The sequence below is a fragment of the Plasticicumulans lactativorans genome, from assembly GCF_004341245.1.
Taxonomy (GTDB): Bacteria; Pseudomonadota; Gammaproteobacteria; order Competibacterales; family Competibacteraceae; genus Plasticicumulans_A; species Plasticicumulans_A lactativorans.
Map to the genome: position 1 here is coordinate 1 of NZ_SLWY01000058.1, position 1312 is coordinate 1312.

At 70.7% G+C, this 1312-nt stretch carries 1 protein-coding gene; it reads left to right on the forward strand.

Features of this window, described 5'->3' with window-relative positions:
* Window positions 1-4 precede the first annotated feature (4 nt).
* On the forward strand, window positions 5-1294 hold the full coding sequence (eno, locus tag EV699_RS19745; RefSeq protein ID WP_132546055.1) for a phosphopyruvate hydratase: 1290 nt from the start codon (window positions 5-7) through the stop codon (window positions 1292-1294).
* Window positions 1295-1312 lie beyond the last annotated feature (18 nt).

Consider the following 1312-nt stretch of genomic DNA (forward strand, 5'->3'; position numbering starts at 1 on the left):
TCGCATGTCCGCCATCAAGACGATTCATGGTCGCGAGATACTGGATTCGCGCGGCAACCCCACCGTGCAGGTGGAGATCGAGCTGGCCTCGGGGGCGCGGGGGCTGGCCTCGGTGCCGTCGGGGGCGTCGACCGGCACGCGCGAGGCGGTGGAGCTGCGCGACGGTGACCCGGCGCGCTATCTCGGCAAGGGCGTGCGCAAGGCGGTCGGGCACGTCAACGGCGAGATCCTCGCCGCGCTGCGCGGCCACGAGGGGCAGGACCAGGCCGGCGTGGACGCCAAGCTGATCGCGCTCGACGGCACCCCGAACAAGGGCCGCCTGGGGGCGAACGCGCTCCTCGGCGTGTCGCTCGCGCTGGCGCACGCCGCGGCGGCGGAGAACGGCGTGCCGCTGTACCGGCAGATCAACCCGGCCGGCCCGTACGTGCTGCCCACGCCGATGATGAACATCCTCAACGGCGGCGCGCACGCCGACAACTCCGTGGACTTCCAGGAGTGCATGATCATGCCGGTGGGCGCGCCGAGCTTCGCCGAGGCGCTGCGCTACGGCGCCGAGGTGTTCCACGCGCTGAAGAAGGTGCTGCACGGGCGCCGTCTGAACACCGCGGTGGGTGACGAGGGCGGTTTCGCCCCCGACATGCCCTCCAACGAGGCCGCGCTCGAAGTGGTGATGGAGGCGATCGACAAGGCCGGCTACCAGGCCGGGCGCGACATCGTGCTGGCGCTGGACTGCGCGAGCTCGGAGTTCTACAAGGACGGGCGCTACGTGCTCGCCTCGGAGGGCAAGTCGTACAGCTCGAACGAGTTCGCCGGGGTGCTCGCCGACCTGGCCGCGCGCTACCCGATCGTGTCGATCGAGGACGGCATGGACGAGTCGGACTGGGCCGGGTGGGCGGAGCTGACGCGGGTGCTGGGCGGCAAGATCCAGCTGGTGGGCGATGACCTGTTCGTCACCAACACCGAGATCCTCGCGCGCGGCATCCGCGAGGGCATCGCCAACTCGATCCTGATCAAGGTCAACCAGATCGGCACGCTGAGCGAGACGCTGGCGGCGATCAAGATGGCCGACGACGCCGGCTACAGCGCGATCAGCTCGCACCGCTCGGGCGAGACCGAGGACACCACGATCGCCGACCTGGCGGTGGCGACGACGGCGCGGCAGATCAAGACCGGGTCGCTGAGCCGCTCGGACCGCATCGCCAAGTACAACCGGCTGCTGGCGATCGAGGAGCAGCTCGGTGCCGGTGCGGTGTACGCCGGGCGCAACGCCTTCCCGCGCAAGCTCCAGGGCTGAGCCGCCCCGCCTCCCCCC